At 75.5% G+C, this 14,816-nt stretch carries 1 protein-coding gene and 1 pseudogene; both read left to right on the top strand.

Annotation, left to right across the window (positions count from 1 at the left end; translation table 11 throughout):
- Nucleotides 1-23 precede the first annotated feature (23 nt).
- A complete protein-coding gene (locus IF06_RS0102660; RefSeq protein WP_030268706.1) occupies nt 24-9,302 on the top strand; it encodes a type I polyketide synthase in 9,279 nt (3,092 codons plus the stop codon).
- A gap of 25 nt (nt 9,303-9,327) precedes the next feature.
- Nucleotides 9,328-14,808 (top strand): annotated as a pseudogene (locus tag IF06_RS34690) (type I polyketide synthase); the annotation flags it as partial.
- Nucleotides 14,809-14,816 lie beyond the last annotated feature (8 nt).

Here is a 14,816-nt window from a genome sequence, read left to right on the forward strand (position 1 = left end):
TCTTTCGAGGAAGCGGCACTCCGATGGCCAATGAAGACAAGCTCCGCGATTACCTCAAGCGGGTCATGGCTGATCTCCACGACACCCGCCGCCGACTCAGCGAGGCCCAGTCCCAGGAACTGGAGCCGGTGGCGATCGTGGCGATGAGCTGCCGGTTGCCGGGCGGGGTGCGCAACCCCGACGACCTGTGGGAGCTGTTGCGGGAGGGCCGGGACGCCGTCGCGCCCTTCCCCGACGACCGGGGCTGGGATCTGGAGCGCCTCTACCACCCCGACCCCGACCACCCGGGCACCTCGTACGCCCGGGAGGGCGGGTTCGTCGACGGGGCCGGCGACTTCGACTCCGCCTTCTTCGGCATCTCGCCCCGCGAGGCGCTGACCATGGACCCCCAGCAGCGGCTGCTGCTGGAGACCTCCTGGGAGGCGGTAGAGGCCGCCGGCATCGATCCCGCCTCGCTGCGCGGCAGCCGGACCGGGGTGTTCGTCGGCACCAACGGGCAGGACTACGGCACCCTGCTGATGATGTCGCCCGACGGCGACGAGGGGCACTCGATGACCGGGGGCGCGGCGGCCGTCGCGTCGGGCCGGGTGTCGTACGCCCTCGGGCTCGAAGGACCGGCCGTCTCCATCGACACGGCCTGCTCGTCGTCTCTGGTGGCGCTGCACCTCGCCGTGCAGGCGCTGCGGGCGAGGGAGTGCGACCTGGCGCTGGCCGGCGGGGTGACGGTGATGGCCACTCCGGGCCTCTACATCGGATCCAGCCGGCAGCGCGCACTCTCCACCGACGGGCGGTGCCGGTCGTTCGCCGCCGCCGCCGACGGCGCCGGGTTCTCCGAGGGGGTCGGCTGGCTGCTGGTCGAGCGGCTGTCGGACGCCCGCCGCAACGGCCACCGCGTCCTGGCGGTGGTACGCGGCACGGCCGTCAACCAGGACGGCGCGTCGAACGGGCTGACCGCGCCCAACGGGCCGGCGCAGCAGCGGGTCATCAGCCAGGCCCTCACCTCCGCCCGGCTCTCCACCGCCGACGTCGACGTCGTGGAGGCGCACGGCACCGGCACCAAGCTGGGCGACCCGATCGAGGCGCAGGCGCTCATCGCCACGTACGGGCAGGACCGTGGCGAGGCCCCGCCACTGCTGCTCGGCTCGGTGAAGTCGAACATCGGCCATGCCCAGGCCGCCGCGGGCGTGGCCGGCGTGATCAAGCTGGTGCTCGCCATCCGGCACGGCCTCGTGCCGGCGACGCTGCACGTCGACGCGCCGTCTCCGCACGTCGACTGGGCGGCCGGCGCGGTGGAACTGGCCACGGAGGCACGCCCGTGGCCCGAGACGGGCCGGGTACGCCGGGGCGCCGTCTCCTCGTTCGGCATCTCCGGCACCAACGCCCACGTGATCATCGAGCAGCCGACCGAGCCGGTCGAGTCGGGTGTTGTCGAGTCCGTGTCCGGGTCCGGTCTGGTCGCTTCGGATGTGGTTGTCTGGCCGGTGTCGGCGCGGTCGAGGGCTGCGTTGGCTGGGCAGGTTGTCCGGCTCGCGGGGCATGTGCGTGAGCGGGGTGAGGTCGATCCGGTGGCGGTGGGGTGGTCGTTGGCGACCACCCGGTCGGCGTTCGATCATCGGGTGGTCGTCGTCGGGTCGTCTGCTGAGGGGCTGCTCGCTGGGCTGGACGCTTTCGCTGCCGGTGAGCCGGCGGGGAATGTGGTCGCGGGGGCGGCGTCGGGTCCGGGTGCGGGTCCGGTTTTCGTGTTTCCGGGTCAGGGTGCGCAGTCGGTGCGGATGGCGGCGGGCCTGGTGGGTCGTGTGCCGGTGTTCGACGAGTGTTTGGCCGAGTGCCGGCGGGCTTTGGCGCCGTATCTCGATGTGGATCTCGTGTCGGTGCTCACGGGTGAGGACGAGTCGTGGCTGGAGCGGGTCGAGGTCGTGCAGCCGGTGCTGTGGGCCGTCGGTGTCGCTCTGGCGGCCGTGTGGCGCGCGGCGGGTGTGGTGCCGGAGGTGGTGATCGGCCATTCGCAGGGTGAGATCGGTGCAGCGTGTGTGGCGGGCATTCTGAGTCTGGAGGATGCGGCGAGGACGGTGGCGCTGCGTTCGCGTGCTCTGGCCGTGCTGCGTGGTACGGGGACCATGGCGTCGGTGGACCTGCCGGTCGACGCGGTGGCCGAGCGGCTGCCCGCGTTTGCGGGTGTCGGGGTCGCGGCGGTCAACGGTCCGTCCACCGTCGTGGTGTCCGGTCCGCCGGAGCGTGTCGCCGGCCTTGTGCAGGCGTGCCGGGCCGAGGGTGTTCGTGCCCGGTTGATCCCGGTGGACTACGCGTCGCATTCACCCGCGGTGCAGGAGGTCGCCGAGCAGCTTCGCGCGGATCTGGCCGGTGTCAGTCCGCGGGCCGGTCATACCCGGCTCGTGTCCACTCTCACCGGGGACTGGGTCGACCCGGCGGTGATGACCGCTGACTACTGGTACGACAATCTGCGGCAGACTGTGCTCTTCGACGCGGCCGTGCGGACGGCTGTGGCTGCCGGGTACACCACGTTCGTCGAGCACCGGTACTGGCCCGCGCCGCCGCTCTTCCTCGCCGCGGCCGACGCCGCCCCGGACATCGACCGCTGGCGCTACCGGGTCACCTGGCGAGCCCTGCCCGACCTGCCGCTGACCTGGCTCGCCGGCACCTGGCTCGTGCCGGTGCCCGCGGCGCTGGAAGACGACCCGCTGGTCACCGACGTGCTGTCGGCCCTCGGCAACTTCGGCGCGGACGTCGTCCCGGTGGAGCTGGACGCCACCGGCGATCCGGCGGCGCTGGCCGAGCGCCTCAGCGCCGCGCTCCCCGGCCCCGGCGGCCCCGTCGCCGTGCTCTCGCTGCTGGGCCTGGACGAGCGGGCGCACCCGGAGCACCCGGCCACCTCGCTGGCCGTCTCGGGCACCGCCCTGCTGGTGCAGGCGCTCGGGCTGCTCGGCGTCGAGGCGCCGCTGTGGTGCGCCACCCGGGGAGCCGTCGTGGCCTGCGCAGACGACCCGGCGCCACGCCCCGCCGCCGCCTCCGTCTGGGGGCTCGGCCGCGCCGTCGCCCTGGAACACCCCGCCCGCTGGGGCGGCCTGCTCGACCTGCCCGACGTGCTCGACGCGCAGGCCGGCGCGCTGCTCTGCGCGGCGCTCGGCGCCAGCGGTGGCGAAGACGCCTTCGGCGACGACGGCGCGGAGCAGTCCGGCCGGGGCGAGGACCAGCTCGCCGTCCGCGCCTCCGGCGTCTTCGTCCGCCGCCTCACCCGGATCACCGAACCCGAGCCGGCCGCCTCCGGCGACGCGGACGACACCTGGCGGATGCGCGGCACCGTGTTGATCACCGGTGGCACCGGCGGACTGGGCGGGCATCTGGCCCGCTGGGCCGGCCGCTCCGGCGCCGCGCACGTCCTGCTGGCCAGCCGGCGCGGCCCGGACGCCCCGGGCGCCGCCGAGCTGGAGGCGGAGCTGACCGACCTCGGCGTACGGGTCACAGTGGCCCGCTGCGACGTCGCCGACCGGGCACAGGTGGCCGACCTGCTCGCCGCCGTCCCCGCCGACGCCCCGCTGAGCGCCGTGCTGCACACCGCCGCCGTCCTCGACGACGGCATCGTCGACACCGTCACCGCGCAGCGCCTGCACACCGTCGCCGCGTCGAAGTGCGTCGCCGCGCTGCACCTGGACGAGCTGACCCGCGACCTCGACCTGGACGCCTTCGTGCTCTTCTCCTCGGTGGCCGGCACCACCGGCAACGCCGGGCAGGGCGCGTACGGGGCGGCCAACGCCTTCCTCGACGCCCTCGCCGAGCGGCGCCGGGCCGAGGGACTGCCCGCCCTCTCGGTGGCCTGGGGTGCCTGGCGCGGGGCCGGCCTGCCCGCCGAGAACGAACGCGCCCAGGAGCGGCTGCGCCGGGGCGGCATGATCGGCATGGACCCGGAACTGGCCGTCGAGGCCCTCGCCCGGGCGCTGCGCCGCGACGAGCCCACCACAGTCGTCGCCGACATCGACTGGGCCCGTTTCGCCCCCGCGTTCACCCTGGTGCGGCCCAGCCCGCTGATCGGCGACCTCGCCGAGGCCCAGGAGGCGACGCAGCCGGCCGGGCAGGAGGCCGCCGAGGAGGAGACGGACGTACCATCGGCCCTCGCCCGGCGGCTCGCCGCGCTCGCGCCGGGGGAGCGCGCCGCGACACTGCTGGAGCTGGTGCGGCAGTGCGCGGCGACGGCCCTCGGCTACGGGGCCGCCGACGACATCCCGGCCACCCAGCCCTTCCGCGACCTCGGCCTGGATTCGCTGACGGCAGTCGACATGCGCAACTTCTTGGCCGCCGCCACCGACCTGCGGCTGCCCGCGACGCTCGCCTTCGACTATCCGAACCCGACGGTGCTCGCCGCGCACCTCGGCGAACTGCTCACCGGGATCGTGCCCGACGTGTCCACCCCCGCCCCGGCCACCGCGGCCGAGGACGACGACCCGATCGCCATCGTGGCGATGAGCTGCCGCCTGCCGGGTGGGGCGGACACCCCGGAGCAGCTGTGGCAGCTCCTCGCCTCCGGCGGCGACGCCATCGGGGAGTTCCCCACCGACCGGGGCTGGGACCTGGACCGGCTCTTCGACTCCGACCCGGACAAGGAGGGCACCAGCTACGCCCGGGAGGGTGGCTTCGTCACCGGCGCCACCGACTTCGACGCCGGCTTCTTCGGCATCAGCCCCCGCGAGGCCCTCGCCATGGACCCGCAGCAGCGACTGCTGCTGGAGGCGTCCTGGGAGGCGATCGAGCGGGCCGGGATCGACCCGCACACGCTGCGCGGCAGCGCCACCGGCGTCTTCGTCGGCACCAACTACCAGGACTACCGCAACCTGATGTTCAGCGCCGAGGGCGCCGAGGGGCACCTGATGACCGGCAATGCCGGCAGCGTCCTCTCGGGCCGGGTGTCGTACACCCTCGGGCTGGAGGGGCCAGCCGTCTCGGTGGACACCGCCTGCTCGTCGTCGCTGGTCGCGCTGCACTGGGCCTGCCAGGCGCTGCGCCGCTCGGAGTGCTCCCTCGCCCTGGTCGGCGGCGTCACCGTCATGTCCACCCCCGGGGTGTTCGTCGGCTTCAGCCGGCAGCGGGGCCTCGCCCCGGACAGCCGGGTCAAGGCGTTCGCCTCCGCCGCCGACGGCACCGGCTGGGGCGAGGGCCTCGGCCTGCTGCTCGTCGAGCGGCTCTCCGACGCCCGCCGCAACGGTCACCCGGTGCTCGCGGTCATCCGGGGCAGCGCCGTCAACCAGGACGGCGCTTCCAACGGCCTCACCGCCCCGAACGGCCCGTCGCAGCAGCGGGTGATCCGGCAGGCGCTCGCCAACGCCGGCCTCGCCCCGGCCGACGTGGACGCCGTCGAGGCGCACGGCACCGGCACGAAGCTCGGCGACCCGATCGAGGCGCAGGCCCTGCTCGCCACGTACGGCCGGGAGCGGCCCGCCGAGCAGCCGCTCTGGCTCGGCTCGATCAAGTCGAACATCGGTCACACCCAGGCCGCCGCCGGTGTCGCCGGGATCATCAAGATGGTGCTGGCGCTGCGGCACGGCTACCTGCCGCAGACCCTGCACGTCGACGAGCCGACCGACCAGGTGGACTGGAGCGTCGGCGCGGTCGAACTGCTCGGCGAGGGCCGCCCCTGGCCGGTCACCGACCACCCGCGCCGCGCCGCCGTCTCCTCGTTCGGCATCAGCGGCACCAACGCGCACACCATCCTGGAGCAGGCCCCGGAGCCGGTCGAAGCCGAGCAGCCGACGGGTGACCCGGCGCGGCTGCCGGTGGTGCCGGTGCTGCTGTCGGGCCGTTCGGCGTCCGCGCTGGCCGCCCAGGCGCAGCGCTGGTCCGAGCAGCTCACCGGGCTGGAGGCGCCACGTACGGTCGACGTCGGCTGGTCGTCGGCCGTCGCCCGGGCCGCCCTGGAGCACCGGGCCGTCGTGCTGGCCACCGACCGGATCGCGCTGGATGCCGGGCTGCGCGCCCTCGGCACCGGCAAGGACGCGCCGCTGGTGGTCACCGGCGTGGCGGTGCCCCGGCCGAAGGTGGCGTACCTGTTCTCGGGGCAGGGCGCCCAGCGGGCCGGGATGGGTCGCGAGCTGGCCGAGGCGTTCCCCGTCTTCGCCGCCGCCCTGGACGAGGCCTGCGCCGCCCTCGAAGCGCACCTGCCCCGCCCGCTCAAGCCACTGCTCTTCGCCGAGCCCGGCACGCCCGAGGCCGAGGCGCTGGACCGCACCGAATTCACCCAGCCGGCGTTGTTCGCCGTGGAGGTGGCGCTGTTCCGGCTGTTCGAGGCGTGGGGGGTCCGTCCCGACGCCGTCGCCGGGCACTCGATCGGCGAGATCGCCGCCGCCCACGCCGCAGGCGTGCTCTCCCTGGCCGACGCCGCCGAGCTGGTCGCCGCCCGGGGCCGGCTGATGCAGGCGCTGCCGGCCGGCGGGGCGATGCTCGCCGTCGCCGCCACCGAGGCCGAGGTGACCGCCACGCTCGGCGAGCGGGCCGACCGGGTCTCCGTCGCCGCCGTCAACGGCCCCTCCGCCGTCGTGGTGTCCGGGGCCGGCGACGCCGTCGAGGAACTGGCCTCCGAGTGGGCCGGCCGGGGCGTCCGGGTCCGGCGCCTGACGGTCAGCCACGCGTTCCACAGTCCGCTGATGAATCCGGTGCTCGACGACCTCGCCGCCGTCGCCGGACGGCTGCGGTACGCGGCTCCGAGCATCCCGATGGTCTCCACCGTCACCGGCGCGCCGGTCGACGCGGCGGAGATCGGCACGCCCGACTACTGGGTGCGCCACGCCCGCGAGGCGGTACGCTTCGCCGACGCCGTCGTGGCACTGCGCGAGCGCAACGTCACCGGCTACGTCGAGATCGGCCCGGACGGCGTGCTCACCGCCCTCGCCCAGGCCGTCCTGGCCGAGGCCCCGGCCGGCGGCCGGGCCCCACTGGTGGTGCCCGCCCTGCGCCGGGACCGCGCCGAGCCGACCACCCTGCTGCGCGCGCTCGCCGCGCTGCACACCCATGGCGTCTCCCCGGACTGGTCCGTCCTCTACGCCGGCACCGGCGCCCAGCGGGTCGAGCTGCCCACCTACGCGTTCGACCGGCAGCGCTACTGGCCGGAGCCGCCGCCCTGGGCCGCCCTCGTGGCCGCCGACGAGGCCACCGAGGTTGAGCGCCGCTTCTGGGCCGCGGTCGAGGCCGAGGACCTCGAGTCGCTGGCCCGCGACCTCGACGTTCATCGCGACCAGCCGTTCGGCACCGTGCTGCCCGCCCTGTCGGCGTGGCGCCGGCGCGGCCGGGAGCAGGCCCTGGTCGACGGCACCCGTTACCGGGTGGTCTGGGAGCCCATCGCGGAGACCCCGCAGGAGCAGGACCCCGGCCGGTGGCTGGTGCTGCTGCCCGCCGACCGGGCGGACGACCCCGACCTGCACTCCTGCACCTGGGCCCTGGGCGCCGAGGTGAGCATCGTGCCCGTGGACACCGCCGCCGACTCCGAGGAGCTGTGCGGCGGGTTCGCCGACGTGCTCACCGAGGCGCTCGGCGCGGGCGACGGGCCACTGTCGATCCTGTCCTTCCTCGGCCTGGACGACGCCCCGCACGCCGAGCACCCGGCGCTGCCGCGCGGCCTCGCCGCGACCGTGCACCTGCTCCAGCAGCTCGTCGACCTCGACGCCTCGGTCCGGCTCTGGTGCGTCACCCAGGGCGCCGTCGGCCTCGGCGACGGCGACGCCCCGGCCAACGCGCGGCAGGCGATGCTGTGGGGCCTGGGCAGGGTGGCCGCGCTGGAGCAGCCCGCCCGCTGGGCCGGGCTGGTCGACCTGCCCACCGACCTGGAGCCGTGGACGGCGATGCGCCTCGGCGGCATCCTCACCGGCGGCGGCGTGGAGGACCAGCTCGCAGTCCGCGAGTCCGGGGTGCTGGTGCGGCGGCTCGTACCGGCCACCACCGACGGGGAGCTCACGCCGTGGCAGCCCCGGGGCACGGTGCTGATCACCGGAGGCGCCGGCGCGCTCGGTGGGCACGTGGCCCGCTGGGTGGCCGCCGAGGGCGCGCAACGGGTGGTGCTGACCAGCCGGCGGGGGACCGACACCCCGGGCGCCGCCGAGCTGCTCTCCGAGCTGGCCGGGCTCGGCGTGGACTGCCGGGTGGTCCGCTGCGACGCCGCCGACCGCGCCGCCGTGGCCGACCTCCTGGCCGATCTCCGGCGGGAGGGGCCGCCGCTGCGCGCGGTGGTGCACGCCGCGGGGGTCAGCGAGGTGGTGCCGCTGGCCGACACCACCCTGGAGGACCTGGCGTACGTCATCGCCCCGAAGGTCAGCGGCGCCGAACACCTCGACGAGCTGCTCGGCGACGCCGAACTGGACGTGTTCGTGCTCTTCTCGTCCATCTCGGCGGTGTGGGGCAGCGGCGGACAGGGCGCGTACGCGGCCGGTAACGCCTACCTGGACGCGCTCGCCGAGCGGCGACGCGGCCGGGGCCTGGCGGCCACCTCCATCGCCTGGGGACCGTGGACCGAGTCGGGCATGTACACCGAGGGTGCGGCGGAGCAGCTGCGTCGCCGTGGCCTGCAGGTGATGCCACCCGGTGTGGCGATGGCCGGGCTGCGGCACGCCCTGGCGGCCGGCGACAGCTGCGTCACAGTCGCCGATGTCGACTGGGCCACCTTCCAGCCGCTGTTCACCTCGCTGCGGCCCAGTCCGCTGCTGGCCGACCTGCCGGCCGTACGCGGACTGGCCGCCACCCCCGCCGAGGCGCCGGACGCGGTCGCGCCCGGCTCCCGGGATCTGCTCGCCGGGCTGCGGGCGCTGCCCGACGACGAGCGGCGGGCCGCACTGCTGGAGATGGTGCGGGTCGACGCGGCGAAGGTGCTCGGCCACCCCTCGGCCGACGCGATCGAGACCGACCGGGGCTTCCTGGACCTCGGCTTCGACTCGCTCACGGCCGTGGAACTGCGCAACCTGCTCACCGCGGCGACCGGGCACGACCTGCCCACCACCGTCGTCTTCGACTACCCCACCCCGGACGGCCTGGCCGGCCACCTGTACGAGCAGCTCTTCGCGGGCGGCGAGGGGGACGACGGCGACGGCGGCGACGAGGAGTCGGTGCGCCGGGCCCTCGCCGCGATCCCGCTCGACGAGCTGCGGCAGGCGGGCCTGCTCGACCAGCTGCTCCAGCTGGCCCGTACGAGTGCCGGCACGCCGGCCGTGGCGCCCGCCGTCCCGGTCACGTCGCCCGCACCCGAGACCCAGATCCGCGAACTCGACGTCGCCGGCCTGGTCCGGATGGCCCTGGAAGGCTCCGACTCGTGACCCGGCCGGCCCTGAGGAGCGCCCGATGACTGTTTCCCTGGACGAGGTCGTCGGCGCGCTGCGTGCGTCCCTGCTCGACAACCAGAAGCTCAAGCAGCAGAACCAGCAGCTCACCGCCGCGCTCAGCGAACCGGTGGCGATCATCGGCATGAGCTGCCGGTTCCCTGGCGGTGTCAGGTCACCCGAGCAGCTCTGGGACCTGGTGGCCGCCGGCAGCGACGCGATGTCGGCGTTCCCGGACGACCGGGGCTGGAACCTGGGCGCGCTCTACGACCCGGACCCCGACCCCGACAGCCGGGGCACGTCGTACGTGCGCGAGGGCGGGTTCCTCTACTCCGCCGGGGACTTCGACCCGGCGTTCTTCGGCATCAGCCCCCGCGAGGCACTCGCCATGGACCCGCAGCAGCGGCTGCTGCTGGAGACCGCCTGGGAGGCGTTCGAGCGGGCCGGCATCGACCCCACCCGGCTGCGCGGCGCGCCGACCGGCGTCTACGCGGCCACCAGCAGTCAGGGTGACTACGCGGCTCTGCTCACCGGGGTCACCGGCGGCGTCGAGGGCTACCTCGGCACCGGCAGCGCCGCAGCCGTGGCGAGCGGCCGGATCTCGTACGCCCTCGGGCTGGAGGGGCCGGCGGTCACCGTTGACACCGCGTGCAGCTCGTCGCTGGTCGCGCTGCACCTCGCCTGCCAGGCGCTGCGGCTGGGCGAATGCACGATGGCGCTGGTCGGCGGGGTGTCGGTGATGGCCACCCCGACCGTCTTCGTGGAGTTCTCCCGGCAGCGGGGCCTGTCCACCGACGGCCGGTGCAAGTCGTTCGCCGCCGCCGCCGACGGCACCGGCTGGTCCGAGGGGGCCGGCATGCTGCTCGTCGAGCGGCTCTCCGACGCCCGCCGCAACGGCCATCCGGTCCTCGCCGTGCTGCGCGGCAGTGCCGTCAACCAGGACGGCGCGAGCAGCGGGCTGACCGCCCCGAACGGCCCGTCGCAGCGCCGGGTGATCCGGCAGGCTCTCGCGAACGCGGGGCTGAGTGCCGACCAGGTGGACGTGGTCGAGGCGCATGGCACGGGTACCACTTTGGGTGATCCGATCGAGGCGCAGGCCCTGATCGCCACGTATGGGCAGGGTCGGTCCGCGGACCGGCCGCTCTGGCTCGGCTCGATCAAGTCGAACATCGGGCACACGCAGGCGGCGGCGGGTGTGGCCGGGGTGATGAAGATGGTGCTGGCGATGCGGCACGGGGTGCTGCCGCCCACGTTGCACGTGGACGAGCCCACCCCGCATGTCGACTGGTCGGCCGGGGCGGTGTCCCTGCTGACCGGCACGCAGCCCTGGCCGGAGACCGGGCAGCCACGCCGGGCCGGGGTCTCCGCGTTCGGGATCAGCGGCACCAACGCACACGTCGTCATCGAGCAGGCCGTCGCGACGGACACCGACGACGTCCGGCCGGCCGGTACGCCCGCCCCGCCGGCACCGTGGATCGTCTCGGCCCGCTCCGCGCCGGCCCTGGCCGGGCAGGCGCGGCGGCTGCTGGCGCATCTGGCCGATCACCCCGACCTGACCGCCGCCGACGTGGCGTACTCGCTGGTCACCACCCGGGCGGCCCTGCCGTACCGGGCAGCGGTGATCGGCGGGGACCGCGACGCGCTGCGGGCCGGCCTGCACGCGGTCGCCGAGGAGCGCGACACCCCCGGCGTGGTGCGAGGCGTGGCCCGCAGGGCCGGCAAGGTCGCGTTCCTCTTCACCGGGCAGGGTGCCCAGCGCCCCGGCATGGGCGCCGAGCTGTGCCGCCGGTTCCCGGTCTTCGCCGCCGCCTTCGACGAGGTGGCCGGGGAGCTGAACCGGCACTTGAGCCGGCCGCTGCGGGAGGTGGTCTTCGCCGGGGCCGACTCGCCCGACGCGGATCTGCTGGACCGTACCGAGTTCACCCAGCCGGCGCTGTTCGCCTACGAGGTCGCCGCATACCGGCTGGTCACCGCCTGGGGGCTACGCCCGCAGTTCCTGCTCGGCCACTCGGTCGGCGAGCTGGCCGCGGCGCACGTCGCCGGGGTGCTGTCGCTGGCCGACGCGGCGACCCTGGTGGCCGCCCGGGCCCGGCTCATGCAGCAGTTGCCGCCCGGCGGGGCGATGCTGGCGGTACAGGCGTCCGAGGCGGAGGTGGTCCCGCTGCTCGACGAGCGGGTGTCCCTGGCCGCCGTGAACGGCCCCCGGTCGGTGGTGCTCTCCGGCGACGAGGAGGCCGTGCTCGCGGCGGGGCGGCGGCTGTCTGCCGAGGACCGGCGGTCCCGTCGGCTGCGGGTCAGCCACGCCTTCCACTCCGCCCGGATGGACGCCATGCTGGCCGACTTCCGGATCGTCGCGGAGAAGGTCGCCTGGCACCCGCCGAACCTTCCGATCGTCTCCGACCGCACCGGCGAGCCGCTCACCGCCGCCCAGGCCACGGACCCGGGCTACTGGGTCGACCACGTCCGGGACACCGTCCGCTTCCACGCCGGCGTCGCCACCCTCGCCGCCGGCGGCGTCGGAACCTTCGTGGAACTCGGCCCCGACGGCGCCCTGACCGTGCTGGCCCGGGAGTGCCTGCCCGACATGGAACCGGCGGCCTTCGTGCCGCTCGCCCGCCGGGACCAGCCGGAGACGACCACGCTGCTCGCCGCGCTGGCCGCGGTCGACCTGCGCGGTGCCGGAGTCGACTGGGCGGCTCCCTTCGACGGCAGCGACGCCGCGCGCGTCGAACTGCCCACCTACGCCTTCCACCGCGAGCGCTTCTGGCCGGACCCGCCCACCGTGGATCTCGTCCCGCCCGCCGCGACCGGCGAAGACGAGGAGTTCTGGGCGGCCGTGGCGCAGGGACGACCCGCCGAGCTGGCCGCCGCGCTCGGCCTGCCCGCCGACCGGCAGGACGCGCTCGCCGACTTGCTGCCCGCCCTCGCCTCCTACCGGGACCGGCGGCGTCGCGGATCGGAACTGGACGGGCTGCGCTACCGCGCCGACTGGGAACGCGTCGACCTGTCAGCCCCTACCACGCCGGCCGGTCGATGCCTGCTGGTGGCCGGGGCAGGCACCGACGCCACCGCGGTGCTCACCGTGCTGCGCGCCGAGGGCCTGGACCCGACGCTGGTCACCGTGGGCGACGACCTGGACGCCGTGGCCCGGGCCTTGCTCGCCGACGGCACCTGGTCGGTCGTGGTCTCGCTGCTGGCGGCGGAGGAACGGGCGGCCGGCACGGGGACCGGCGCGCTCGCCGGGACAGCCGCGCTCGTGCGGGCCCTCGCCGCTGCGGGGAACGGTACGCCGATGTGGACCGTGACCCGGGGCGCGGTGGCCGTCGACGCGCACGACGCCGCTCCCGGCGTGGCCGGGGCGTACGTCTGGGGGCTGGGCCGGGTGCTGGCGCTGGAGCAGCCGCGCTTGTGGGGCGGGCTGGTCGACCTGCCGGCGGAGCCGGACGACGTCGCGCTCGCCGCGCTCGCCCGGGTCGTCGCGTCCGGCGGCGACGAGGACCAGGTGGCGGTACGCGCCGGCGGGGTGTACGCCCGGCGGCTCCACCGGGCCCCGGCCGGCGCCACCGATACGGACTGGCGGCCCCGCGGCGCGGTCCTGGTGCACGGTTCCGCGCAGGTGCGTACCCCACACCTGCTGCGCTGGCTCGCCGAGCGGGGCGCGTCGCACCTCGTCCTCGTGGGGCCGGTGGCGGACGCCGACCCGCTCGGCCCGGACGTCACCGTCACCGCCGTCGACGACCTGGACGGGCTGCCCGAGGCGCTTGACCGGCTGGCCGCCACCGGCAGCGAGATCCGTACCGTCCTGCACGTCGCCGACTCCGACGGGGCCGGCGACCCGGTGGCGGTGCTGGATCCGCACGACCTGGCCGACGCCGTGGCCGCCCGTACCACCGCGGTGGAACTGCTCGGGCGGGCCTGCGCCGGCCTACCGATCGACGAGTTCGTCGTCTTCACCTCGACGGCCGCCGTCTGGGGCAGCGGGGGAGCGGCGGTCGCCGCCGCCGTGGGCGCCGGGCTGGAGGCGCTGGCCGCCGGCTGGCGTGCCGCTGGCCGCCCGGCCACCGTCGTCGCGTGGGTGCCCTGGGCGGACGAGGTCACCGATGCGGCGCAGCTGCGCCGCCGGGGGGTCCGGCCGCTGCCCGCCGACGTGGCCCTGTCCGCGCTGGGGCAGGCCCTGGTCCGCGGCGACGACCAACTGGCCGTCGCCGACCTCGACTGGCCCGCGTTCGTGCCGGCCTTCACCGCCGTACGGCCCAGCGCGCTGCTGCGCGGCGTGCCCGAGGCGACGGCCGGTGCCGAGCCGGAGGCCGGCGATGCCGCGGCGACCGATCCCGCTCGCGCGCTGCGCGAGCGGCTGGCCGGCGTCCCGGCCGGCGACCGGCACCGGATCCTGCTGGACCTGGTCCGGGCGCGGGTGGCTACCGTCCTCGGGCACGCCTCACCCAACGCGGTCGAGGCCGACCGGGACTTCCTGGAACTCGGCTTCGACTCGCTGACCGCACTGGAGCTGCGCGACGCGCTGCGCCAGGAGACCGGGGCGGATCTGTCGACGACCCTGCTCTTCGACCACCCCACGCCTACGGCGCTGGCCGTTCACCTGATCGGCCAGCTCCTCGGCGCGGAGGCGGCCGGGGACGGCGCGGACGACGCCGGGGGATCTGCCGGGAATGGTGCCGGCGGCGGACTGCTCGGCGGGTTGTTCAACCAGCCGAAGGCGCGCGAGGACCCGGCCGGGTATGCCGAACTGCTGGTCAAGCTCGCCCAGTTCCGCCCCAGCTTCCGCGAGCCGGCGCAGCTCACCCGCCCGGCCGGCATCCTCCGGCTGGCCGAGGGCGGTGCCCGGGCGCAGTTGGTGTGCTGCTGCACGATGTCGTTGCTGTCCGGCGCGCACGAGTACGCCCGGCTGGCCGCCGGCTTCCGGGGCGTACGTGACGTGTGGGCCCTGCCCAACCCCGGGTTCGGCGCGGGCGAGGAGCTTCCCGCCGACCTCGACGCGCTGCTGCGGGTGCACGCCGACACGGTTCTGCGTACCGTCGGCGCCGGCCCGTTCGTGCTGGCCGGTCACTCCGGTGGTGCGATGGTGGCCAACCTGCTCGCCGGGGAGCTGGAACGCCAGGGCCGCCCGCCGGACGCGGTAGTGCTCATGGACACCTACCCGGCTGACAGCGAGGTGCTCGGCGGGTGGGTGCCGCAGCTTCTCGACGGGATGATCGACCGGGACACCGCGTACACGCCGATGGACGACTGGCGCACGACGGCGTGGGCGGGCTACCTGCCGCTGTTCCTGGACTGGCAGCCGACCGAGACGGCGGCGGCGACCCTGCTGGTGCGGGCCACCGAGCCGCTGGGGGAGTGGGACGGCGAACCGGACGGCTGGCGGTCGCGCTGGCCCTACCCGCACGAGGCCGTCGACGCGGCCGGCGACCACTTCAGCATGGTCGCCGACCGGGGTCCGGAACTCGCCGGCACGGTCCAGCGCTGGCTGGTCGCGCGGGGCCTGTGACCGGTTCC

Origin of the sequence: Micromonospora globosa (assembly GCF_000717585.1) — a bacterium.
Taxonomy (GTDB): domain Bacteria; phylum Actinomycetota; class Actinomycetes; order Mycobacteriales; family Micromonosporaceae; genus Micromonospora; species Micromonospora aurantiaca.